25 protein-coding genes are annotated in these 21,889 nt (G+C 70.3%); 15 read left to right on the top strand and 10 right to left on the bottom strand.

What is annotated here, in order from left to right; genetic code table 11:
• From BUE48_RS18265 to BUE48_RS18280, 4 genes are all read left to right on the top strand, one after another.
• Nucleotides 1–1,450, top strand: a 1,450-nt coding sequence (locus tag BUE48_RS18265; RefSeq protein WP_286990628.1) for a thiamine pyrophosphate-dependent enzyme, incomplete at its 5' end; no start/stop codon positions are given.
• A gap of 130 nt (nucleotides 1,451–1,580) precedes the next feature.
• On the top strand, nucleotides 1,581–1,754 hold the full coding sequence (locus BUE48_RS18270) for a DUF6104 family protein (protein ID WP_012853993.1): 174 nt from the start codon (nucleotides 1,581–1,583) through the stop codon (nucleotides 1,752–1,754).
• A gap of 139 nt (nucleotides 1,755–1,893) precedes the next feature.
• Nucleotides 1,894–2,718, top strand: coding sequence for a DUF4097 family beta strand repeat-containing protein (locus tag BUE48_RS18275; protein ID WP_012853994.1), 825 nt, complete (start codon nucleotides 1,894–1,896; stop codon nucleotides 2,716–2,718).
• Nucleotides 2,715–3,431, top strand: a complete 717-nt coding sequence (locus BUE48_RS18280; RefSeq protein WP_012853995.1) for a PadR family transcriptional regulator — start codon at nucleotides 2,715–2,717, stop codon at nucleotides 3,429–3,431. The genes BUE48_RS18275 and BUE48_RS18280 overlap by 4 nt, the downstream gene beginning before the upstream one ends.
• Here the strand turns inward: BUE48_RS18280 and BUE48_RS18285 are convergent.
• The 5 genes from BUE48_RS18285 to BUE48_RS18305 all read right to left on the bottom strand — a co-directional run bounded on the left by BUE48_RS18285 (nucleotide 3,428) and on the right by BUE48_RS18305 (nucleotide 7,902).
• Nucleotides 3,428–4,147: a Uma2 family endonuclease gene (locus tag BUE48_RS18285; RefSeq protein WP_012853996.1), complete on the bottom strand. Its 720-nt coding sequence runs from the start codon at nucleotides 4,145–4,147 to the stop codon at nucleotides 3,428–3,430. The genes BUE48_RS18280 and BUE48_RS18285 overlap by 4 nt on opposite strands.
• Nucleotides 4,148–4,245: 98 nt before the next feature.
• Complete coding sequence (locus tag BUE48_RS18290; protein ID WP_012853997.1) at nucleotides 4,246–5,214, bottom strand: zinc-binding dehydrogenase; 969 nt, start codon at nucleotides 5,212–5,214, stop codon at nucleotides 4,246–4,248.
• A gap of 66 nt (nucleotides 5,215–5,280) precedes the next feature.
• The gene (locus BUE48_RS18295) at nucleotides 5,281–6,033 is read right to left on the bottom strand and encodes an amino acid ABC transporter ATP-binding protein (RefSeq protein ID WP_041442243.1); all 753 of its coding nucleotides are present in this window, start codon (nucleotides 6,031–6,033) and stop codon (nucleotides 5,281–5,283) included.
• 47 nt (nucleotides 6,034–6,080) lie between these two features.
• On the bottom strand, nucleotides 6,081–6,992 hold the full coding sequence (locus BUE48_RS18300) for an amino acid ABC transporter permease (protein WP_012853999.1): 912 nt from the start codon (nucleotides 6,990–6,992) through the stop codon (nucleotides 6,081–6,083).
• Nucleotides 6,993–6,996: 4 nt separating this feature from the next.
• Nucleotides 6,997–7,902 carry an ABC transporter substrate-binding protein gene (locus BUE48_RS18305; RefSeq protein ID WP_012854000.1) on the bottom strand — a complete coding sequence of 302 codons (906 nt, stop codon included), beginning with the start codon at nucleotides 7,900–7,902 and terminating at the stop codon, nucleotides 6,997–6,999.
• 415 nt (nucleotides 7,903–8,317) lie between these two features.
• Here BUE48_RS18305 and BUE48_RS18310 point away from each other — a divergent pair, with 415 nt between their 5' ends.
• Nucleotides 8,318–9,517, top strand: coding sequence for an NAD(P)-dependent malic enzyme (locus tag BUE48_RS18310; protein ID WP_012854001.1), 1,200 nt, complete (start codon nucleotides 8,318–8,320; stop codon nucleotides 9,515–9,517).
• Between the two features lie 346 nt (nucleotides 9,518–9,863).
• A complete protein-coding gene (locus BUE48_RS18315) occupies nucleotides 9,864–10,415 on the top strand; it encodes a CGNR zinc finger domain-containing protein (RefSeq protein ID WP_012854002.1) in 552 nt (183 codons plus the stop codon).
• Nucleotides 10,416–10,439: 24 nt separating this feature from the next.
• On the opposite strand, the gene sodX is transcribed toward BUE48_RS18315, so the two are convergent.
• Nucleotides 10,440–10,772, bottom strand: a complete 333-nt coding sequence (gene sodX, locus BUE48_RS18320; RefSeq protein WP_012854003.1) for a nickel-type superoxide dismutase maturation protease — start codon at nucleotides 10,770–10,772, stop codon at nucleotides 10,440–10,442.
• Between the two features lie 107 nt (nucleotides 10,773–10,879).
• On the opposite strand from sodX, the gene sodN reads away from it, so the two are divergent.
• The 5 genes from sodN to BUE48_RS18345 all read left to right on the top strand — a co-directional run bounded on the left by sodN (nucleotide 10,880) and on the right by BUE48_RS18345 (nucleotide 13,968).
• Nucleotides 10,880–11,281: a superoxide dismutase, Ni gene (gene sodN, locus BUE48_RS18325; protein WP_217265544.1), complete on the top strand. Its 402-nt coding sequence runs from the start codon at nucleotides 10,880–10,882 to the stop codon at nucleotides 11,279–11,281.
• 328 nt (nucleotides 11,282–11,609) lie between these two features.
• Nucleotides 11,610–11,900: a hypothetical protein gene (locus tag BUE48_RS18330; protein ID WP_012854005.1), complete on the top strand. Its 291-nt coding sequence runs from the start codon at nucleotides 11,610–11,612 to the stop codon at nucleotides 11,898–11,900.
• A gap of 38 nt (nucleotides 11,901–11,938) precedes the next feature.
• Nucleotides 11,939–12,409, top strand: a complete 471-nt coding sequence (locus BUE48_RS18335) for a GNAT family N-acetyltransferase (protein ID WP_012854006.1) — start codon at nucleotides 11,939–11,941, stop codon at nucleotides 12,407–12,409.
• A gap of 175 nt (nucleotides 12,410–12,584) precedes the next feature.
• Complete coding sequence (locus BUE48_RS18340) at nucleotides 12,585–13,025, top strand: ATP-binding protein (protein ID WP_425358345.1); 441 nt, start codon at nucleotides 12,585–12,587, stop codon at nucleotides 13,023–13,025.
• Between the two features lie 112 nt (nucleotides 13,026–13,137).
• Nucleotides 13,138–13,968: an RNA polymerase sigma factor SigF gene (locus tag BUE48_RS18345; RefSeq protein ID WP_012854008.1), complete on the top strand. Its 831-nt coding sequence runs from the start codon at nucleotides 13,138–13,140 to the stop codon at nucleotides 13,966–13,968.
• Between the two features lie 118 nt (nucleotides 13,969–14,086).
• Here the strand turns inward: BUE48_RS18345 and BUE48_RS18350 are convergent, their stop codons facing one another.
• Complete coding sequence (locus tag BUE48_RS18350) at nucleotides 14,087–14,518, bottom strand: hypothetical protein (protein WP_012854009.1); 432 nt, start codon at nucleotides 14,516–14,518, stop codon at nucleotides 14,087–14,089.
• Nucleotides 14,519–14,633: 115 nt separating this feature from the next.
• On the opposite strand from BUE48_RS18350, the gene BUE48_RS18355 reads away from it, so the two are divergent.
• Nucleotides 14,634–15,557 carry a diacylglycerol/lipid kinase family protein gene (locus BUE48_RS18355; protein ID WP_012854010.1) on the top strand — a complete coding sequence of 308 codons (924 nt, stop codon included), beginning with the start codon at nucleotides 14,634–14,636 and terminating at the stop codon, nucleotides 15,555–15,557.
• 290 nt (nucleotides 15,558–15,847) lie between these two features.
• Nucleotides 15,848–16,105, top strand: a complete 258-nt coding sequence (locus BUE48_RS18360) for a WhiB family transcriptional regulator (protein ID WP_012854011.1) — start codon at nucleotides 15,848–15,850, stop codon at nucleotides 16,103–16,105.
• A gap of 342 nt (nucleotides 16,106–16,447) precedes the next feature.
• Here BUE48_RS18360 and BUE48_RS18365 read toward each other — a convergent pair whose 3' ends face one another.
• A complete protein-coding gene (locus tag BUE48_RS18365) occupies nucleotides 16,448–17,959 on the bottom strand; it encodes a sensor histidine kinase (protein WP_012854012.1) in 1,512 nt (503 codons plus the stop codon).
• Nucleotides 17,960–18,067: 108 nt separating this feature from the next.
• Between BUE48_RS18365 and BUE48_RS18370 the strand changes: the two genes are divergently transcribed.
• Both BUE48_RS18370 and BUE48_RS18375 read left to right on the top strand, forming a co-directional pair.
• A complete protein-coding gene (locus BUE48_RS18370; protein ID WP_286990629.1) occupies nucleotides 18,068–19,228 on the top strand; it encodes an 8-amino-7-oxononanoate synthase in 1,161 nt (386 codons plus the stop codon).
• A 99-nt stretch (nucleotides 19,229–19,327) separates the two neighbouring features.
• Nucleotides 19,328–20,086 (top strand): GntR family transcriptional regulator, encoded by a 759-nt coding sequence (locus tag BUE48_RS18375; RefSeq protein WP_012854014.1) that lies wholly within the window; start codon nucleotides 19,328–19,330, stop codon nucleotides 20,084–20,086.
• A gap of 28 nt (nucleotides 20,087–20,114) precedes the next feature.
• On the opposite strand, the gene bioB is transcribed toward BUE48_RS18375, so the two are convergent.
• Nucleotides 20,115–21,110: a biotin synthase BioB gene (gene bioB, locus BUE48_RS18380; protein ID WP_012854015.1), complete on the bottom strand. Its 996-nt coding sequence runs from the start codon at nucleotides 21,108–21,110 to the stop codon at nucleotides 20,115–20,117.
• Nucleotides 21,107–21,841, bottom strand: a complete 735-nt coding sequence (gene bioD / locus BUE48_RS18385; RefSeq protein WP_148233055.1) for a dethiobiotin synthase — start codon at nucleotides 21,839–21,841, stop codon at nucleotides 21,107–21,109. The genes bioB and bioD overlap by 4 nt, the downstream gene beginning before the upstream one ends.
• Nucleotides 21,842–21,889 lie beyond the last annotated feature (48 nt).

Raw genomic sequence — 21,889 nt, forward strand, 5'->3', positions numbered from 1 at the left:
GGTCTGCTACCGGCGGCGGGGCCACAACGAGTCCGACAACCCCTCCTTCACCCAGCCGCTGATGTACGACCTGATCGACGCCAAGCGCTCGGTGCGCAAGCTGTACACCGAGGCGCTGATCGGCCGGGGCGACATCACGGTGGAGGAGGCCGAGCAGGCGCTGCGCGACTACCAGGAGCAGCTGGAGCGGGCCTTCACCGAGACCAGGGAGGCGCTGGCCAAGTCGCCGGAGCCCGGTTCGGTGATCAAGCCGGCCGAGCCCGAGCACGTCCCGATCGACCACGGGGCGGCCGGGACCGCGATCGATCTGGAGACCATCAAGCAGATCATCGAGACCCAGGTCGACCTGCCCGAGGGCTTCACCGTGCACCCGCGGCTGCAGCCGATCCTGCAGCGCCGCGCCCAGGCGATCTCCGACGACTCGGTGGACTGGGCCACCGCCGAGCTGCTGGCGTTCGGCTCGCTGCTGATCGACGGGCACCCGGTGCGGCTGGTCGGCCAGGACTCCCGGCGCGGCACCTTCGGCCAGCGGCACGCGGTGCTGGTGGACCGCAAGACCGGCGAGGAGCACACCCCGCTCAAGCGGTTCGACAAGGGCGTGTCGAAGTTCTACGTGCACGACTCGCTGCTGAGCGAGTTCGCCGCGATGGGCTTTGAGTACGGCTACTCGCTGACCCGCCCGGACGCGCTGGTGTGCTGGGAGGCGCAGTTCGGCGACTTCGCCAACGGCGCCCAGTCGATCATCGACGAGTTCGTGGTCTCCGGGGAGCAGAAGTGGGGCCAGCGCTCGTCGGTGACGCTGCTGCTGCCGCACGGCTATGAGGGCCAGGGCCCGGACCACTCCTCGGCCCGCATCGAGCGGTTCCTGCAGCTGTGCGCCCAGGACAACGTGACGGTGGTCTACCCGACCACCGCGGCCAACTACTTCCACCTGCTGCGCTGGCAGGTGCTCTCCCAGCGCCGCAAGCCGCTGATCGTGTTCACCCCCAAGTCGCTGCTGCGGCACAAGGGGGCGGCCTCGCCGGTCGCGCAGTTCACCTCCGGCGCCTTCCAGCCGGTCATCGGCGAGCAGGGCGCGATCGAGCCGTCCGGCGTCAAGCGGGTGCTGATCACCACCGGCAAGATCTACTACGAGGTGGTGGAGCGGCGGGCCAAGAAGGGCGTCACCGACACCGCGGTGATCCGGCTGGAGCGGCTGTACCCGCTGCCGGTGGCGGAGCTGAAGGCCGAGCTGGCCAAGTACCCCGCCGACGCGCAGCTGGTGGTGGTGCAGGACGAGCCGGCCAACCAGGGCGCCTGGCCGTACCTGGCGCTCACCCTGGGGCCGCTGCTGGAGGGCCGGCCGCTGCACCGGATCTCCCGCCCGGCCAGCTCCTCGCCGGCGGTGGGCTCGGCCAAGATGCACGCCATCGAGCAGGAGGCCCTGCTGCAGCAGGTCTTCCCGGACTGAGCACGCCGAGCCGTCCACACGGTTTCCCTTGGAGGGCCCCGGAAGCGTCTTCCGGGGCCCTCGCCCATGTCACCGTGCCGAACCGGGCGCGGTTTCCGCGGGGAAAACGGTTCGCTGAAAGGATCGGTACATGTACTTCACCGACCGTGGAATCGAGGAACTGTCGCAGCGGCGCGGTTCGGAGGAGGTCACCTTGGACTGGGTGGCCGAGCGGCTGCGCGAGTTCGTGGATTTGAACCCCGAGTTCGAAACGCCGATCGATCGGCTGGCCACCTGGCTGGCCCGGCTGGACGATGAGGACTGAAACCGTCACGGGCCGCTTCCGCGCCGGTGACTCGCCGAAAAGCGACATGTCTTGACTTTGCCAGGACGCGACATATCGTGTTACTCGGCACAGTCCGGTCGCGTCATCCCCAAGGCACGGGCACGAAAGGCGGCATGCGATGTCGCGTTGGACGATCGACAGCACGGCGACGCTGGAGTTCGACGGCGTGGTCGCCCTGAAGGCCACCATGATCGCCGGCAACATCAACGTGCTGGCCTCCGACGAGGCGCCGTCCGTGCTGGTCAGTGAGGTCCACGGGCCGCCGTTGCTGGTCAGCCACGAGGCGGGCATGCTGACCATCGCCCACGAGCGGATCCTGGAGGGCATGCTCGGCTGGCTGCGCAACCAGCGGGCCCGCGCCACCGTCACGGTGACCGTCCCCCGCGAGTGCCCCGTCCAGCTCAACCTGGTCTCCGCCGACGCGGTCATCACCGGCCTGTCGGCCCGCGCCGCCATCAAGAGCGCGACGGGCGACGTCACGCTGGACGGGGTGAAGGGACAGATCGACGCCAACACCGTCTCCGGGCGGATCGAGGCGCAAGGGGTGGACGGCGCGGTGAACTTCACCTCCGTCTCCGGCGACCTCACCCTGGCCGGAGGCTCGCTGGAGAGCCTGGGCGCCCGCACCGTCTCCGGCCGCATCGCCGCGGACGTGGCGCCGGTCAACGGGTGCGCCATGACCGTCAGCACCGTCTCCGGGGAGGTGGCGCTGCGGCTGCCGGAATCGACCTCGGCGAAGGTCCAGCTCGGCTCGGCGGCCGGCCGGATCGACACCTCGTTCCCCGGTCTGCAACGGTACGACCGCCCGGTGGCCACGAACGTCAGCGGCACGCTCGGCGACGGAGCCGGGCAGCTGGTCGTCAACACGATCTCCGGCGGCATCACGCTGCTCAGCAAGCCCGATGATCCGGCCAAGGCCGGCACGGGAGTGGAGGACAAGTGAGCCCCGTCTTCGGCCACGGCCGGCTGCGCCTGTACCTGCTCAAGCTGCTGGAGGAGAGCCCGCGGCACGGCTATGAGGTGATCCGGCTGCTGCAGGACCGCTTCTTGGGGGTCTACTCCCCCTCCCCCGGCACCATCTACCCGCGCCTGGCCCGGCTGGAGGCCGACGGCCTGGTCACCCACGAGGTGATCAAGGGCAAGAAGGTCTACTCGCTCACCGACGCCGGCCGTGCCGAGCTGGAGCGCCGCATGGACGAGCTGGCCGACCTGGAGGAGGAGATCGCCGCCTCGGCCCAGCAGTTCGCCCGCGAGCTGCAGCAGGACGTCCGCCAGACCGTCCGCTCGCTGCGCGAGGAGCTGACCCAGGCCGCCCGCGAGATGCGCAAGCAGGGCCGTACCGCCTCCAAGGAGACCTGGCGGGAGGTCAGGGAGCGGCACAAGGAGGAGTGGCGGCGGCACAAGGGGCACTGGCGCGAGCAGAGCCAGGCCCTGATGGAGGAGTGGCGGCAGAGCTGGGACGAGGCCTGGTGCACCGCCACCGGCACCGCCGAGGAGGCCAACCGCATCAAACTGGAGCGCGCGCTGCGCAAGTTCGCCGACAACGTCCGCAAGAGCGCCAGGCGCTCCGGCCTGACCGAGGCGGACCTGGCGGCGGTCCAGTCACTGCTGGAGGAGACCGCCGCCCGGATCCGCACCGAGATCCTCGACCGCTAGTCCTTCCAGGGCCGCCACAGCTCGGTGGGGATCTCGATCCCGAACGGCTCCGGCAGCTTGACGGTCTCGCCGAAGTTCCATACCCGGTGCTGCAGGTAGGCCCCGGCGGCCCGGTCCGGCGCCGAGTACAAGGTGACCTGAGCGGCCCGGGGATCACGGTCGACGAGCAGATAGCAGGGGATCCCCAGGCGTGCGTAAAGCTGCCACTTGGTGTTGGGGCGCAGGCTCGTCGGCTGGCGATCGGCCGCCGCGTTCGATTTGGAGGTGACCTCGACGGTCATCTCCACCTGGTCGGGCGTGAGATAAGGGGCCCCTGCCTCCCAGGCGGCGTTGAGGATCTCGGATTCGGCCACGATGAGGTCGGGCACGCAGCCCGTCTCCCGCTCCGGCACACGCAGGCCCGTGCCCTGCGTGCACTCCCACACGCACTCCGGATCAGCGGCCCGCGCGGCCCAGAACGCCTCAGCGATCTTGTCGATGATCCGGTTGTGCGGCATGACCGGAGCCGGTGATACGTAGATCTCCCCATCGATGACCTCGACCCTGGTGCCGTCGTGAGGAAGGGCGAGCACCTCGTGGAGTTCACCGCGCTCCCACAGCCGGTAGGGGGTGTCCGGGAGCAGGCACGCGCTGTGCACCTCGGCGGCGACCCCGTGGGACGGCGCGCCGCCGGCACGTCCGGAAGCGGCCATCGAAAGCCCGGCGGCGACGCTCACGCCGGGTGACTCCTTCCTCACGATCGGCTCCCGGTCATCATGGGAGTCATACGCACTCAGCGTACCCACAGCGGTGCGATCCGCTAGGGAGCCCGCCGTCAGGGCGTGAAGACGATCTTTCCGAAGAGGTCGCCTTCGGCCATGACGGCAAAGCCCTCGCGGGCCCGCGCCAGCGGCAGGGTGCGGTCGATCGGCGGGCGGAGGCCGCTGGTGACCAGGAAGCGGGACAGGCGGACCAGCTGGTCGCGGGTGCCCATGGTGGAGCCGACCACCGACAGCTGCAGGAAGAACACCCGGTTGAGCTCGGCGGGGGGCAGCTGGCCGGTGGTGGCGCCGCTGACCACGATGCGGCCGCCGGGACGCAGCGACTTCAGCGAGTGCGACCAGGTGGCCTGGCCGACGGTCTCCATCACCGCGTCCACCCGCTCCGGCAGGCGCGCCCCGGGCTCGAAGACCGCCTCGGCGCCCAGCTCCAGCGCCCGCTTGCGCTTGGCCTCGCTGCGGCTGGTGGCCCACACCCGGTAGCCGGCGGCCGCGCCGAGCGCGATCAGGGCGGTGGCCACCCCGCCGCCGGCGCCCTGCACCAGCACGGTCGCGCCGGGCTGCAGCTCGGCCTTGTCGAACAGCATCCGGTAGGCGGTCAGCCAGGCGGTGGGCAGGCAGGCCGCCTCCTCGAACGACAGCTCCTTGGGCTTGGGCACCAGGTTGCGGCGCGGCACGATCACCTGCTCGGCGAAGGTGCCCTGGTGGCGCTCCGACAGCAGGGAGCGGCGCGGGTCGAGGGTCTCATCGCCGCCGCCGGCGTCCGGGTCGCCGATCACCGAGTGCACGATGACCTCGTTGCCGTCGGCGTCCACCCCGGCCGCGTCACAGCCGAGGATCATCGGCAGCTGCTCCTGGCGGATGCCGACGCCGCGCAGCGTCCACAGGTCGTGGTGGTTGAGGGAGGCGGCCTTGACGGTGACGGTCGTCCAGCCCTCGGGCGCCTCGGGTTCGGGGCGCTCCCCCAGCTCCAGGCCGTTCAGCGGGTTGTCGGCGTCGAAACGTGCAGCGTAGACAGCGAACATGGCGCCCACCTTAGACGCCGGCGGCCCGCGCCGCCCGACCGGGGGCGCGGGCCGCCGTGCCCGGCCTCACAGGACCTTGGACAGAAAGTCCCGGGTCCGCGGATGTTGCGGGTTGGCCAGCACCTCGCGCGGCGGTCCCGACTCGACCACCACGCCGCCGTCCATGAAGACCAGCGAGTCGCCGACCTCGCGGGCGAACCCGATCTCGTGGGTGACCACGATCATCGTCATGCCGTCCAGGGCCAGCCGCTTCATCACCTCCAGCACCTCGCCGACCAGCTCGGGGTCGAGCGCGGAGGTGGGCTCGTCGAACAGCATCAGCTTGGGCTGCATGGCCAGCGCGCGGGCGATGGCCACCCGCTGCTGCTGGCCGCCGGACAGCTGGGCGGGGTAGCTGTGCATCTTGTCGGCCAGCCCCACCCGCTCCAGCAGCGCCCGCGCCCGCTCGCGGACGGCGTCCTTGGGCTCCTTCTTCACCCGGACCGGCGCCTCCATGACGTTCTCCAGCGCCGTCATGTGGGGGAAGAGGTTGAACCGCTGGAAGACCATGCCGATGTCGCGGCGCTGCGCGGCCACCTCGCGGTCGCGCAGCTCATAGAGCTTGCCGCCTTTCTCCCGGTAGCCGACCAGATGGCCGTCCACCCACAGCCGCCCGGCGTCGATCTTCTCCAGGTGGTTGATGCACCGCAGGAAGGTGGACTTGCCCGAGCCGGACGGGCCGATCATGCACATGACCTCGCCGGGCTGGACCTCCAGGTCGATGCCCTTGAGCACCTCCAGGTGGCCGAAGCTCTTGTGCACCTGCTCGGCCTTGACCATCGGGGGACGCTCGGCCTTCGAGTCTGTGACGGTCGTCTTGTCAACGGTCACTGGCCACCTCCTCCGCGCAGCGCGCGCAGCCCGCCCCTGCCGCGGCCGGAGTTCCCCACGCCCCGGCTGAAGTGCCGTTCCAGGTAGTACTGGCCGATCATCAGCAGCGTGGACAGGAACAGGTACCACAGGCACGCCATGATCAGCATCGGGATGATCTGGTAGGTGCTGGCGTAGATGGTCTGCGCGGTGAAGGTCAGCTCCGCGTACGGCACCGCCGCCACCAGCGAGGTGTTCTTGAGCATCGAGATGGTCTCGTTGCCGGTGGGCGGCACGATCACCCGCATGGCCTGCGGCAGCACGATGCGGCGCATGGTCTGCATCCGGGACATGCCCAGGGCGCTGGCCGCCTCCTGCTGGCCGGGGTCCACCGACAGGATGCCGGCCCGGACGATCTCGGCCATGTAGGCGGCCTCGTTGAGGATCAGCCCCAGCGCCGCGGCCAGCGCCACGTTGATCAGCTTCTGGGTCTGCCAGGTGTGGAACTCCGGGCCGAAGGGGATGCCGATGCCGATGGTGGGGATGAGCGCCCCGATGGCGCCCCAGATCAGCAGCTGGGTGTAGAGCGGAGTGCCGCGGAAGAACCACAGGTAGACGAAGGCCGCCCCCTTCAGCAGGGGGTTGGGCGACATCCGCATCAGCGCCAGCACGACGCCGAGCGCGATCCCGCCGGCCATCGCCGCGACCGTCAGCCAGATGGTGTTGCGGACGCCTTTGAGGACCGGCTCAGAGAACAGGTACTTCCACTGCTCGCTCCAGTTGAAGGCCGGGTTGTAGAGCAGGAAGTGCACGAACATCGCGGCCAGGACCAGCACCACCGCGGCCCCGGCCCAGCGCCCGGGATGCCGGACGGGGACGGCCCGGATCGCCTCGGGCCGTCCCTTCTCCACGTCTCCGTTGACGGTCATGAAGTCAGCTCTGGGCTCCGTTGATCACCGGCTCGGTGATGGCGCCGGACTCCACGCCGTGTTCCTTGAGGATCTTCATGTAGGTGCCGTCGGCGATCAGCGCCTTGATCGCCCCCAGGACGGCCTCCTTGAACTGCCCGGCGTTCTTGTTGATCGCGTAGCCGTAGGGTGCGGTGTCGTAGACCTGACCGATGATCTCCAGCTTGCCGGTGGTCTTGACCGCGCCGCCCACCACCGGGGAGTCGGCCGCCATGGCGTCGATCTTGCCCGCCACCAGGTCGTTGTTGACCTCGGTCTGCTGCTTGCGCACCACGGTCTTGATGGCCGGCTTGCCGGCCTCGGTGCACTTCTTGCTGCGCTCCTCCAGGTCCTTCACCTGAACGGTGCCCTGCTGCACGCCGATGGTCAGGCCGCAGGCGTCGTCGGGGTTGACGTTCTTGGGGTTGCCCCTGGGGGCGGCCCAGGCGGTGCCCGCCGAGTAGTAGGTGACGAAGTCGACGGCTTTCTCGCGTTCCTTGTCATCTGTGAAGGACGACACGCCGATCTCGTACTTGCCCGACTGGACGCCCGGGATGATGGTGTCGAAACCGGCGTTCTCGAACTCGGCCTTCAGGCCGAGTTTGGCCGCCACGGCCTTGAACAGCTCCACATCCCAGCCGACGATCTCCTGGGTGGACGGGTCGATCGACTCGTTCGGCGGGTAGGAGGCGTCGGTGCCGACCTTGATCTTGCCGTCGCTCTTGATGGCATCGGGGACCATGGCCGCCAGCGCGGCGTCCTGGGTTACGGTGGTGTCGGAACCGGCCCCGGATTCCCCGCCGTCGTCGCCACAGGCGGACAGGACCAGGGCACCCGTCAGCAGGAGAGCACCCGCCGCTACGGCGCGGCGGCGCAGAGAACCAGTGTTCACAGGTCCCCCTTCAACTAGTTCGTAGCACCTTCGCCGATCGAAGGCATTGCAGGACATCTTGTCCTAGACCACCGGTGGTCTCTATTAAGGTCAAGAAACGATCGCACAACAGGTCGCCCAGCCCTCCTACCTGGGAACATCCTGGATGGACCGCTCCAAGTACCGGTAGCGTACGCCGTTGGGAGTGACGGGTAACCCAAAACGGGGCACACCCTGCCCTCATGGAGGGAACAGACAGAGAACGGGCATCGTGGCACAGACCACTCCACCCGCCCGACGGTCGCCTGGAAGGCGTGTGGCACAATCGGACAGCGGGTGACCCCCGTACGTCAAGAGATGACCACCCGGAAACGGCCACCTAGACCGCACTGCAGGGGTGGCATCGCCCACACGCTCCATCGAGAGCCGTTTCGTCATGACAGGGGTCGCTGTGGCTGCTGAGTCCGATTCAAGCTTCGATTACGACAACGATCCGGCGTTCGTCCTGCACAAGGGTGGCAAGCTGGAGGTCCGCTCCACTGTCCCGGTGCGCAACAAGGACGATCTGTCCCTGGCCTACACGCCCGGCGTGGCGCGCGTGTGCACCGCCATCGCCGACAATCCGGAACTGGCCTACGAGTACACCTGGACCTCCAAAGTGGTGGCCGTGGTCACCGACGGCACCGCGGTGCTGGGGCTCGGCGACATCGGCCCCGCCGCCTCCATGCCGGTCATGGAGGGCAAGGCGCTGCTGTTCAAGCAGTTCGCCGGCGTCGACTCGGTGCCCATCGCGCTGAACACCACCGACACCGACGAGATCGTCGAGACCGTGATCCGGCTCGCGCCCAGCTTCGGTGGCATCAACCTGGAGGACATCAGCGCGCCGCGGTGCTTTGAGATCGAAGACCGGCTGCGCGAGGCGCTGGACATCCCGGTGTTCCACGACGACCAGCACGGCACCGCCATCGTGGCGCTGGCCGCGCTGCGCAACGCGGCCCGCCTGATCGGCAAGCCGCTGTCGGAGCTGCGCGCGGTGGTGGCCGGTGCGGGCGCCTCCGGGGTGGCGGTCAGCCGGATCCTGCTGAACGCCGGCATCGGCGACATCGCCGTCTCCGACAGCAAGGGCCTGATCTACGAGGGCCGCGACGGGCTCAACCCGGTCAAGCAGGCGCTGGCCCGCGACACCAACAAGCTCGGCCTCAAGGGCTCCACCGAGGACGCGCTGCGCGGCGCCGACGTGTTCATCGGGCTGTCGGGCAGCACCGTCCGCGAAGAGAGCATCGCCACCATGTCCGACAACGCGATCGTGTTCGCGTTGTCCAACCCCACTCCGGAGGTCCACCCGGATGTGGCGCGGCGGCACGCCAAGGTGGTCGCCACCGGCCGCAGCGACTTCCCCAACCAGATCAACAACGTGCTGGCCTTCCCCGGCATCTTCCGCGGCGCGCTGGACGTGCGCGCCCACAGCATCACCGAGGGGATGAAGCTGGCCGCCGCCGAGGCGCTGGCGAACGTGGTGGGCGATGACCTGAGCCCGGATTATGTGATCCCCAGCCCGTTCGATGAGCGGGTGGCCCCGGCCGTCACCGCGGCGGTGGCCGAGCAGGCCCGCAAGGAGGGCGTCAACCGGATCTGAAAAGCCGGTCTTTTCGGGCGGCCCGACAGGGCCGCGCACCAGCGGGCCGGACGGCCTTCACCGGGCCGTCCGGCCCGCCGCGCATCGGGAAAGCTCCGGGTGCGCAGCCGCGGGGGCGGCGCAGAGCACCGGCCGGGAACGGCTTGGATCGCTCCACACGGCGGGTTGTCAATTTTTAACAACACCCGTATATGCACGGACGATTATGGAAATATTTTGCGTGCATACCGCACAATATTTCATATTCCCGGCCTTCTCGCGGTGCCATCCCGCACAGCGCATGTGATACTCGATACCGGCGACGGACCGCCGCCGACGGACCGGGGTCGGCACATAAGGAGTGCCGGTGGACTTCGCTTCTTACGCAGACCTGGCGATCGAGCTGGTCAACAGCTCCGCCCCCGCCGAGGACTCGTTGCGCGACCTGGACTCCCTGCAACGGCTGCTGAAGATCAGGCCCCATCTCAGCGGCCGGGTCACCCACCGTGATCTGGACGCCATGCGCCAGCTGCGCGAGTCACTGCGCGCGATCTTCGCCGCCGCCGCCCGGGGCGATGAGGAGGAGGCCGTCGAACGGCTGAACACGCTGCTGATCCAGCACCCGATCCAGCCCCAGCTGTCCGGCCACGACGGCCAGCGCTGGCACCTGCACCTCACCGAGGGCGGCTCGGTGCCCGACCGGTACGCCGCCGGCGCCGCCATGGGGCTGGCCGTCAAGATCAGCGACCATGGCCTGGACCGGCTGGGCACCTGCCGGGCCGCCGGCTGCGACAACGTCTTCTTCGACACCACCGCCGACCGCTCCCGCCGCTACTGCAGCGAGCACTGCGCCGCACGCTCCGACGACCCGCGGCCCGCCCACGCGCCACCCGGCCCCGACGGCGAGTCCCCCCGGTGAGCCTTGGCGCCGGAAAAGCCGGCGTCAGCCGCCCCTCCCCCGGCGCAGCAGCGTGATGCGCGACGGCGGCCAATAACGCGCCACCACCCGTCCCTCGATCAGCTCCTCGGGGACGGCGCCGAAGTCCCAGCTGTCCTGCCGGCCCGCGGCGCGCTGGTTGTCGCTCTCCAGCCACCAGCCCTCCGCGGTGCGGCGTACGGCCCGCTTGACGATCAGCAGCCCCGCCCGCCGCGGATGCCGGGCCACCACCACGTCCCCGGCCGCGACGGGACGGCCCCGGCGCCGCACCAGCAGCCAGTCCCCCGGCCGGAGCGCGGGCAGCATCGACTCCCCGGACACCTCCACCGTCTGCCACACCGGCGGCTCCCTTCCGGATACCCGTGCCCCTACTCGCGCGAACGCCAGGCCATCGGGGTAATGTCGGTGACCTGAGCATGATCCGCTACCGAGAAGGGACGATGCAGGTGCTGGCAAAGCTACTGCGTCCGAAGACCACGGTCTTTGCGCACTGCGACCTGCCGTGCGGCGTCTACGACCCGGCGCAGGCGCGCATCGAGGCCGAGTCGGTCAAGGCCATCATCGAGAAGTACCACGCCAACGAGGACCCGGTCTTCCGCACCCGGGCGCTGATCATCAAGGAGCAGCGCTCCAACCTGGTCAAGGAGCACCTGTGGGTGCTGTGGACCGACTACTTCAAGCCGCACCACTTTGAGAAGTACCCGCAGCTCCACCAGCTGTTCAACGAGGCGACCAAGCTCGCCGGGGCGGCCGGCACCAAGCAGAGCGTGGATGTGAAGGTGGCCGAGGAGCTGCTGGCCAAGATCGCCGAGATCGACAAGATCTTCTGGGAGACCAAGCAGTCCTGACCCGGCCCAAGGCCGATGCCTCGGCAAGGCCCGCCCGGCGCGCCGGGCGGGCCTTCGCCGTCCCGGCGGCCCTCGATCGGATCATCCCTCGCGTCCCCGGCTTTCGCCCGATTCCCCCGTCCTGCACACCCCCTGCGGGGGCGCCCCCTACGCTGTCGGTGGACCGACCAGAGAGGGACGGGAGGCCGGTCGGTCCTCATGTGACAGGGGGCTATATCGTGGGGAAGCATTCCAAGCCGGCGACGCGCAGGTGCCCGGGATGCCGGGGCACCGGCACCAGCACGGCGACAGGACGGCAGTGCACCATCTGCTGGGGGGAGGGGAAGATATGAACTATCCCCCCGAGGGCTGCACCTACGAGGTGCGTTACTCCCTCGGCAGGCGCGGGCATACGCGGGAGTCCTTCCCCAACGAGTTCGCCCTGATGAAGTGGTTCGCGAAGATGACCGATCTGGGCGTGTTCGACCCGCTGGAGTTCGCCCGCCCCGACGAGGACGGCCGCAACGGCTACCAGATCTTCTGTGTCACCGGCGACGAGCGCGTCGGGATCAGCTACTTCCACCCGCGGCTGGTGCGAGCCCGCATCGAGGCCGCCCGCCCGGCCTCCGGCCGCGCCTGAGGGTCCGGCGCAGTGGGCGGCGGCGGTAGCCTCTGCCTGTGATTCGACCTGCTGTTCCCCAAGATGTCCCGACGATCCTGCGTCTGATCCGCGAGCTGGCCGACTACGAAAAGGCGCTCGAGGAGGTGGAGGCCACCGAAGAAGACCTGCAGCGCGCCCTGTTCGGGCCGCACCCGAAGGTCTTCGCGCACGTGGCCGAGCATGAGGGCGAGGTCGTCGGGTTCGCCCTGTGGTTTGAGAACTTCTCCACCTGGAAGGGCACGCACGGGATCTACCTGGAGGACCTGTACGTGCGGCCGCAGGCCCGGGGGCACGGGTACGGCAAGGCGCTGCTGACCGAGCTGGCGCGCATCGCCGTCGAACGCGGCTACCGGCGCGTGGAGTGGTCGGTGCTGGACTGGAACGAGCCGGCCATCGGTTTTTACAAGTCCTTGGGCGCGCTCCCGCAGGACGAGTGGACGGTCTACCGGCTGACCGGCGAGGCGCTGCGGGAACTCGGCCGCCGCTGAGCAGGGCCGATGGCGCGCGTCCGGCTATGGGCGGTTTCCCGCGGGGTGCGAAGATCTCCGGCACCGACCGCCGGCGCGATGCGCCGGCAAGTGAGAAACCCACGCGCGGCGAAGCGTCACGGCACGCGAGACAGGCGGTAGTTTCGAAGGAGGCGTGCCCAGCCAAGGGAGAAATGTGACCGAGGAAACCACTGCCATGCCAGCAAAGACGCCGGCCGACACCAAATCGGCGGTCCGTGACGTGGTGACCGTCAAGCTGCCCGCCGACAGCGCGTATCTGTCCGTGCTGCGCACCGCCACCGCCGGTTTGGCCGCCCGGCTGGACTTCACCCTCGATGAGATCGAGGACCTGCGCATCGCGGTGGACGAGGCGTGCGCGATGCTGCTCGCCCAGGCCGTGCCCGGCACCGATCTGGAATGCCAGTTCGAGCTGAGCGGGGACGCCATGCGCATCGCGGTGTCCGTGCTGACCGTGGACGGCGCACTGCCCAGCCGCGACACCTTCGCCTGGACGGTGCTGTCCTCGCTGGCCGGCGATGTGGACTCCGCGGTGGGCGCCGATGACCGGGTGACCGTGACGCTGCGCAAGCGACGTGGAGCGGCGGGGGCACAGTGAACCTTCATGAGCTTGCCTGCAGCCCGTCCGCCGAGGGCTGCGGCCGGGTCGGCACCGGCCCGGTGATGACGGCGGAGCGACCGCTGCGGCGACCGCCGGGCGAGGTGGCGCGATGACCGAGAAGATCACGCTGCCGGAGGGCAGTGTGCCGGGTCCCGCCGACGAGCGGCCGGACACCGGCGGAGTACCCGACCGCGCCCGGGCGCGGGTGCTGTTCGAGCGGCTGCACCAGCTGCCCGAGGGCGACCCGGAGCGCCAGCGGGTCCGCGACGAGCTGGTGGAGCTGCACCTGCCGTTGGTGGAGTACCTGGCCCGCCGGTTCCGCAACCGCGGCGAGTGGCTGGACGACCTGATCCAGGTGGCCACCATCGGTCTGATCAAGTCGATCGACCGGTTCGACCTGGACCGCGGGGTGGAGTTCTCCACCTACGCCACCCCCACCATCGTGGGGGAGATCAAGCGGCACTTCCGCGACAAGGGCTGGGCGGTGCGGGTGCCCCGCCGGCTGCAGGAGCTGAAGCTGTCGCTGACCAAGGCGATCAGTGACCTGGCGCAGCGGGAGGGCCGCGCGCCCACCGTCAGCGAGCTGGCCGAGCATCTGCAGATGAGCGAGGAGGAGGTGCTGGAGGGCCTGGAGTCCGCCAACGCCTACTCCACCGTCTCGCTGGATGCGCCCGACTCCGGGGACGAGGACGCCCCTGCGGTGGCCGACTCGCTGGGGATGGTGGACGACTCGCTGGAGGGCGTGGAGTACCGCGAGTCGCTCAAGCCGCTGCTGGAGAAGCTCCCGGCCCGGGAGAAGCGGATCCTGCTGCTGCGGTTCTTCGGCAACATGACCCAGTCGCAGATCGCCAACGAGCTGGGCATCTCCCAGATGCACGTGTCGCGGCTGCTGGCCCGCACCCTGGCCCAGCTGCGCGAGGGGCTGACCGCCGAGGAGTGAGCACAGCACACCGCCGGCCGCAAGGACCCGGCCTGAATCGACGCCGGTGAGCCGGGAGGGACCGCGGCGCCCTCCCGGCTCACCGGCGTTCGGACGATCGCGGCGGCGAGCCGGCCGGTCAGGATCGGGGACGGCCCTGCCCGGCCTCGGCGCTGTCCTCCGGCTCCTCCTCCTCCGCCAGCAGGAAGCGGGTGCTGGGGCCGCTGAGCACCAGCACCAGGGCGAGCACCGCCGCGGCCATCAGCGGCACCCCGTAGCGGTACTGCTCGCTCTGCAGCAGCGACCAGGACACCGGGAGCGCGAACAATTGGGTCAGCACCAGCGGGGAGCGGCTCCAGCGCTCGGCGGCCAGCAGCCCGCGGGCGACCGCCAGCATGCAGCACCCGCCCAGCAGCGCCATCCCGGTCACGGCCCAGGCGGTCACCACGTCCATCGGCTCACCGACCAGGGTCTCCCAGGCCACGAACGCACCGAAGCCGAGCGCGGCCACGCCTTCGGCTCCCTCGAGGGCGGCGGCCGCGGTCACGGTGAAAGGTCGGCGTCCGGACACAGAACCGAACCCTACTCGCCTTGGCCGCCACTGCGGGAATCACCCCCGCCGGCCGGGCGGATCCTCCCGCTCACCCTGCTGCGGCGGCCGGCCCTACCGTGGGTAACCTGGCGCCGTGCGCGCCCTGCTGATCGCCAATCCCAAGGCCACCGCCACCTCGCAGCGGATCCGTGACCTCCTGGTGCGGACGTTCTCCGGCGCTGTGGATCCGGAGCTGGTGGAGACCGCGCACCGCGGCCATGCCGCCGAGCTGGCCCGCCGGGCCGCCGAGGAGAAGTTCGACGTGGTCATGGCGCTCGGCGGCGACGGGACGGTCAACGAGACGGTCAACGGGCTGCTGGCGCACGGCCCGTCCGCCGAGCTGCCCGCGCTGGCGGTGGTGCCGATCGGCAGCACCAACGTGTTCGCCCGGGCGCTGGGGCTGCCGGGCGACCCGGTGGGCGCGACCCGGCGGGTGCTGGACGCGCTGCGCGCCGGGCGGTACCGCTCGATCGGGCTGGGGCTGGCCGACGACCGCTACTTCACCTTCTGCGCGGGGCTGGGACTGGACGCCGAGGTGATCCGGGCGGTGGAGCGGCGGCGCCGGGCGGGGGGCAACGCCAGTCCGGCCCTGTATGTGGGGATGGCGCTTCGGCAGTTCTTCCGCACCGACCGCCGTCATCCGGCGCTCACCGTGGAACGGCCGGGACGCCCGCCGATCGACGGGGTGTTCCTTTCCTTCATCGCCAATACCGCTCCGTGGACTTATATCCGCGGCTATCCGGTGAATCCGAGTCCGCGCGCGCACTTCGCCGGCGGGCTGGATCTGTTCGGGATGCGTTCTTTGCAGGTGCTTCCGGTGCTGTCGGCGGTGGCGGGGATGTTGCGGCCGGGCGGCCGTCCGGTGATGGGCCGGCATGTGGTGAACGTGCACGACGCCGAGGAGATCACGGTGCGCGCTCAGCGGCCCATGGCCTTTCAGCTGGACGGCGACTACCTGGGAGAACGCCGGCAGATCACATTCCGCTCCGTGCCCAAGGCGATACGCGTCGTAATCTGACTTCGCTCGGGCGGGTATTGTTAACGCGAAAGTCACACGTTTGACCCGCCGATGTGACACATATGACAGCCCATACTTTGAGAAACGTTTCTCAAAGGTCTTGCGTGCCACGATGGCGCCCTGACACGCTCAAAGTGCGCCAGTCGACATCAGGCCAGCTCAGCGGCCTCATGATCGAAAGCGCCACAGACAGACCTCCCCGGGACCCGACCAGGGTCCGGGTCGCCCGTGACATGTGAAGCAGTTCACAAGTGGAGCCACCCCTCCACCCTGACGAAGGAGTTGAACGCATGGACTGGCGCCACCTCGCCGCCTGCCGTGACGTGGACCCCGAGCTGTTCTTCCCCATCGGGAACACCGGCCCGGCCCTGCTGCAGATCGAAGAGGCCAAGCAGGTCTGCCGCCGTTGCGAGGTCATCGACGCCTGTTTGCACTGGGCTTTGGAGTCCAATCAGGACGCCGGCGTATGGGGCGGCATGAGCGAAGACGAGCGCCGCGCCATCAAGCGCCGCAAGGCCCGTGCCCGCGCCCTCGGCCGCGCGTACTGACCACCACGCCGCGACGGCCCGCAAGCGGTCTGCAGCACTTTCCCAAGGTCCCTCCTCGAAGACCTGAAATCCGGGCCTGAATTCCACATCGATTCCCATGGAACGGCCAAGTTTCAGCGGAGCGGTTCCAGCGGACAGGCGGCCTCCGGGAGGTTTTGCCGTGCAGATGTGGTCCCTTGAATCCAGACAGCTCCTCGAAGTGGCGTCCTGCGGTCTCCCTCCGCCGGGAATGCTTCTGGCGGCCGGCCGCGGCCCACGCCGGCCGTCGCTCGTTTCGACGTTCCGGTGAGCCCTTCGGTTCACGTGCCGGGCCGTTCGGTCCGATCGTAGCGGCAGGCAGTCTCAGCCCGTCCCGGTGGGGCGCTTGACGGAGGTCAGCGGGATGCCGACGAAGACCTCGGTCCCCCCGCCGGGGCGGGCTTTGAACTCCAGCCGCCCGCCCAGTTCCCCGACCACCAGGGTCCGGACGATCTGCAGGCCGAGGCTGGTGGTGCGCTCGGGATCGAAATCGGCGGGCATGCCGACGCCGTTGTCGGAGACGACCACCTCCAGCCTCGGCTGCGCGCCCTCCCGCCGGGCCGCCAGCACCTCCAGCTCCCCCTGACGGTCGGGAAGGCCGTGTTCCAGGGCGTTTTGCAGCAGCTCGGTGAGGACCATCGCCAGCGGGGTGGCGATCTGGGCGGGCAGCACCCCGAACGACCCGATGCGCTTGGGGACGACCTGGGTCTCGGGCGCGGAGACCTCGCCGGCCATGGTGATGACGCGATCGGCGATCTCGTCGAAGTCGATCATCTCGTCGGGGGTGAGCGAGAGGGTCTCGTGGACGATCGCGATGGAGCCCACCCGGCGGACCGCCTCCTCCAGCGCGGCCCGGGCCTCGGGGACCTGCAGCCGGCGGGCCTGCAGCCGCAGCAGGGCGGCCACGGTCTGCAGGTTGTTCTTGACCCGGTGGTGGATCTCCCGGATGGTGGCGTCCTTGGTCATCAGCTCCCGGTCGCGCCAGCGCAGCTCGGTGACGTCGCGCAGCAGCACGATGGCGCCGATGCGGGAGCCGGAGACCACCAGCGGGATGGTGCGCAGCTGCACCACCGACCCGTTGGCCTCCACCTCCACCTCGCGGGCCACGGTGCCGCCCAGCACCCGCACCAGCGACTCCTCCATCGGCTCGCCGGTGTCCACCAGCCGCTGCGTCAGCTCCCCCAGCGGTTCGCCCACCAGGTCCGCCGCCATCCCCAGCCGGCGGTAGGCCGACTGGGCGTTGGGGCTGGCGTAGGTGACCCGGCCCGCCTTGTCCAGCCGCAGCAGCCCGTCCCCCACCCGCGGGGAGCGCACCAGATTGGGCTCCTGGTTGGGGATGGGGAAACGCCCCTCGGCGATCATCTGGGCGAGGTCGCTGGCGCTTTGCAGGTAGGTCAGCTCCAGCCGGCTGGGGGTGCGGGCGGAGCTGAGGTTGGTGCTGCGCTGGATCACCCCGAGGATCTTGCCGCCCCGGCGCACCGGGATGGACTCCTCGCGCACCGGGATGCCGCTGCCCCACTCCGGGTCGCCCTCCCGGACGATCCGCTCCTCCCGCCAGGCCACGTCGATCAACCCGCGCCTGCCGGTGCGCACCACCTTGCCGACCAGGTCCTGCGGGTAGGCGGTCGGGCCGGTGGTGGGCCGCATCTGCGCCACGCACACCCAGCCGGGGACCTGGGCGCGGGGGACCGCGCCGCGCTCAGGAAGCCACAGCACCAGATCGGCGAACGACAGATCCGCCAGCAGCTGCCAGTCCGAGACCAGCGCGTGCAGCCATTCCAAATCGGCGGCGTCCAGATCTGTCCGGGTCCGCACTAGATCAGACATCGTGGGCACCCGACCATCATTCCAGGCCAGGTGGGAGCGGGAGCGAACCCGGTCGCCATCGCAAGCGGGCCGGACGGTGTAATGGGCCATACGGCCTTGCAGAGGAGGGAAGCACAGGTGGGGGATCCGCTGGCACGGCTGCGCGAGGCGATGGAACGGCGGGAGGCGGCCGGGCTGCAGCGCAGTCTGCAGCCGCGCACCAGCGACCATGACGGGCTCATCGACCTGGCCTCCAACGACTACCTGGGGCTGTCGCGCGACCCCCGGCTGATCGAGGGGGCGATCTGCGCCGTCCGCCGCTGGGGCACCGGTTCCACCGGATCCCGGCTGGTCACCGGCACCACACAGTTGCACGCGGAGCTGGACCGGCGGCTGGCGGCCTTCGTCGGCGCCCCGGCGGGGCTGGTGTTCTCCTCCGGCTACCTGGCCAATCTGGGGGCGATCGCCGCCTTGTCGGGTCCGGGCGTGCTGGTGGTGTCCGACCAGGTCAACCACGCCTCGATCGTGGACGCCTGCCGGTTGTCGCGCTCGCGGGTGGCGGTCGTCCCGCACCGGGACGTGGCGGCGGTGGAGCGGGCGCTGGCCGACCGGGACGAGCCGCACGCGCTGGTGGTCACCGACGCGGTGTTCTCCGTGGACGGCGACCTGGCGCCGCTGGGCGAGCTGCACCGGGTGACGCGGCGGCACGGAGCGCTGCTGGTGATCGACGAGGCGCATGCGCTCGGCGTCGTCGGCCCGGGCGGGCGGGGCGCGGCGCATGAGGCCGGGCTGGCCGGGCAGCCCGATGTGGTGCTGACGGTGACGCTGTCGAAGTCGCTGGGCTCACAGGGCGGCGCGGTGCTGGGGGCGCCCGAGGTGATCCAGACGCTGGTGGACGCCGGCCGCTCGTTCATCTTCGACACCGCCCTGGCCCCGGCCGGCGTGGGCGCCGCGCTGGCCGCCCTGGACGTGCTGGAGGCCGAACCGCGGCTGCCGCAGCGGGCGCGGGAGCGGGCCCGGCGGCTGCACGAGCTGGCCTCGGGGCTGGGTTTTGAAACCTGCGGGCCGCAGGGCCCGGCCGCCGCCGTGGTACCAGTGGTGCTGGGCGACCCGCACGCCGCGGTGCGGGCCCGGGACATCTGCGCCGAGCACGGCGCGCGGGTGGGCTGTTTCCGTCCCCCCTCGGTGCCGCAGGGCCGCGCGTGCCTGCGGCTGACCGCCCGGGCCAGCCTCACCGAGGCCGATCTCACAGTGCTGGAGGAGGCGTTGCTGAAGGTTAGGGCGGAAATCGGCCCATAAGCTTCCCGCGTAACATCAGGGCCAACCAACGGTGAATCCCAGGAGACGCGTGACGGTGTGCGGCCCGTTGTGTGCCGCCCTGCGAGCGGAGCGAGGCGCATGAGCATTGAGCGGGTCCCCATCAGCGGGCTTGGGCCGTCCGCCGGCGCACCCCGCATCCCCAAGTACTACAAGCTCAAAGAGCTGTTGGTTGAGCTGACGCAGTCGCTGCCGCCCGGCAGCCCGCTGCCGCCGGAGCGGACGCTGGCCGAGCGCTATGAGACCTCCCGCACCACGGTGCGGCAGGCGCTGGCGGAGCTGGTGGTGGAGGGGCGGCTGCAGCGCATCCAGGGCAAGGGGACCTTCGTGGCCAAGCCGAAGGTGGCCCAGGAGCTGCAGCTGACCAGCTACACCGAGGACATGCGCCACCACGGCCTGAACCCGGAGACCAAGATCCTGGAGATCGGGTACGTCAGCGCCGACGAGCGGCTGGCCCGGCTGCTGGGGATCCGGCCGGGCGGGCGGGTGCTGCGGCTGCACCGGCTGCGGCTGGCCGACGGGGAGCCGATGTCGATCGACACCTCCCACCTGCCGGCCCGCCGCTTCCCCGGGCTGCGCCGCGAGCTGCCGCGGCACCGCTCGCTGTATGAGACGCTCAGCACCGCCTACGACGTGCACCTGGCCGAGGCCGAGGAGACCATCGAGACCGTCCTGGCCACCCCGCACGACGCCCAATTGCTCGGGGTGGACGTGGGACTGCCGATGCTGCTGCTGTCCCGGCACGCCTTCGACACCCACGGCGAGCCCGTCGAGTGGGCCCAGTCCCTGTACCGGGGCGACCGCTACAAGTTCATCACCCGCCTGCGCAGGAACCGCTGACGCGCCGCCCCGGAACCAGGCCGCGCCGTCAGATCGTCTGAGAGAGCGCCTTGATGGGCATCTGCAGCTCGCTGAGCAGCTCCAGGTCCTGCTCGGCGGGGCGGCCCAGGGTCGTCAGGTAGTTGCCGACGATGATGGCGTTGATGCCGCCGAGCATGCCGGAGCGGGTGCCCAGGTCGCCCAGGGTGATCTCGCGCCCGCCCGCATAGCGCAGCAGGGTGCGCGGCAGCGCCAGCCGGAACGCGCCGATGGTCTTGAGCGCCTCACCGCCCTCCACCAGGCCGTAGTGCTCGAAGGGGGTGCCGGGGCGGGGGGCCAGGAAGTTCAGCGGGACCTCATCGGGCTCCAGTTCGGCGAGCTGGGCGGCGAACTCGGCGCGCTGCTCGACGGTCTCGCCCATGCCGATGATGCCGCCGCAGCACAGCTCCATGCCCACTTCCTTGACCAGCTTGCAGGTCTCCCAGCGCTCCTCCCAGGTGTGGGTGGTCACCACGTTGGGAAAGTGCGAGCGGGCGGTCTCCAGGTTGTGGTTGTAGCGGTGCACGCCCATCGCCACCAGCTCTTCGGCCTGCTGCCGGGTGAGCATGCCCAGCGAGCAGGAGACGTTGATCTCCACCGCCTCCTGGATGGCCTTGACGCCCTCGCGGACCTGCGCCATCAGCCGCTCATCAGGGCCGCGCACCGCCGCCACGATGCAGAACTCGGTGGCGCCGGTCTTGGCGGTCTCCTTGGCGGCCTCCACCAGTTCGGGGATGTTCAGCCACACCGAGCGCACCGGGGAGTCGAAACGGCCGGACTGGGAGCAAAAGTGGCAGTCCTCCGGGCACCCCCCGGTCTTCAGCGACACGATGCCCTCGACCTCCACCTCGGGGCCGCACCAGCGCATGCGCACCTGGTGGGCCAGCGCCAGCAGGTCCTCCAGCCGGTCGTCGGGCAACGTCAGGCACTGCAGCACCTGCTCGGCGTCCAGGCCCTTGCCTTCCTCCAACACCTGGCGGCGGGCCACCTCGAGAATGTCGGTCACGGCTTCTCCTTCATGTCGAGCGCAAAGGCGTTACGGAACGTAGCAGCATCGAAAGTGCCGCCCAGCGCCGGGGCCAGCCCCGCACGCGCGGCCAGCAGGAACTCGGCCGGGTCGAGCCGCCCGGCCGCCTCCGGCAGCACACCGGCCAGCGGGCGGGCGGAGATGGTCTCCAGGTCGGTGATGTTGCTGCGCATGGCCAGATCCGGCTCCCGCGGCCACTGGCCGATCACCACCCCGGCCAGCTGCACGCCGCGGTGCGCCATGGCCTCCAGGGTCAGCGCGGTGTGGTTGAGGGTGCCCAGGTCGGGGCGGGTGACCACGACCATGGCGGCGTGCAGCCAGCGGGCCAGGTCGGCGAAGGTGGTGCCGTCGTCGTCGTAGCGGACCAGCAGGCCGCCGGCGCCCTCCACCAGCACCAGGCGGCGCGTTTCGGCCAGCTCGCCGATGCGCTCGGCGACGTCGCTCAGCCGCAGCGGGGGCACCCCCGCCCGCCGGGCCGCCGCCGCCGGCGACAGCGGGTCGGGGAAACGGGCGAACTCGTGCAGGTCCTCCACGCCGGCCAGGCGGCGCACCACGTCCAGATCGCCGGGCTCATCGGGTCCCACCCCGGTCTGGCCCGGCTTGACCACGGCCACCGACGCCCCGCGCGCCCGGGCCACCGTGGCCAGCGCGGCGGTGACGATCGTCTTGCCGACCCCGGTACACGTCCCGGTCACCATGAGAACGCTCACGTCCCGCAGGCTAACGTGAGCCACTCGAGCCGGGCCTTCGCCGAATCC

Source organism: Thermomonospora sp. CIF 1 (assembly GCF_001896795.1).
Lineage (GTDB): Bacteria > Actinomycetota > Actinomycetes > Streptosporangiales > Streptosporangiaceae > Thermomonospora > Thermomonospora curvata.